We start from the raw sequence: 447 nt of genomic DNA, 5'->3' as shown, positions 1-447 counted from the left end.
GCCTTATCCGGCGCCGGAAGGCGGAACGCTTGATGTTCCTGGGTCAGGTTGAGGCTTCCATGGCCTTGGCCGGCGCTCACATGGCTGCGCCTGATGGGCCGATGCCGCAGAAGCCTATTCCATCGCCAACTCCGGTTCAGCCTCCGAAAGCGGAGGAAGAGTCGTTCTGGGACAATTTCGTCCACCTGTTCGTCAAAAGGAACTGATCTATGTCGAGCCTCTTCAGTCTTACCATCCTCGGTGATGCTCTCGTATTCGTCGGCGGTGTCGCTGTTGGCATCCTCTATGAAACCAAGATCAAGGGATGGATTGTCGGCGCCGAAGCGTTCGCTGCATCTCTCAAGGCCAAGGCTGCGGCCATCGAGAGCGCGGTTAAGAAGTAATGCGCCCTGACATCATCGCGCCGATTGCGCGCATCCTGCTCCGCTATCTCGGCGGAGCACTAAT

General features: G+C 58.2%; 2 protein-coding genes. Both read left to right on the top strand.

Annotation, left to right across the window (positions count from 1 at the left end):
* A partial coding sequence (locus CQ12_RS45750; protein ID WP_210180605.1) for a hypothetical protein occupies positions 1 to 206 on the top strand: 206 nt, incomplete at its 5' end.
* Positions 207 to 209: 3 nt separating this feature from the next.
* Positions 210 to 383: a hypothetical protein gene (locus tag CQ12_RS44615; protein ID WP_018272506.1), complete on the top strand. Its 174-nt coding sequence runs from the start codon at positions 210 to 212 to the stop codon at positions 381 to 383.
* Positions 384 to 447: the final 64 nt, after the last annotated feature.

The sequence above is a fragment of the Bradyrhizobium jicamae genome (genome assembly GCF_001440395.1).
Classification (GTDB): Bacteria; Pseudomonadota; Alphaproteobacteria; order Rhizobiales; family Xanthobacteraceae; genus Bradyrhizobium; species Bradyrhizobium jicamae.
This window is presented reverse-complemented; position numbering and strand designations above follow the sequence as displayed.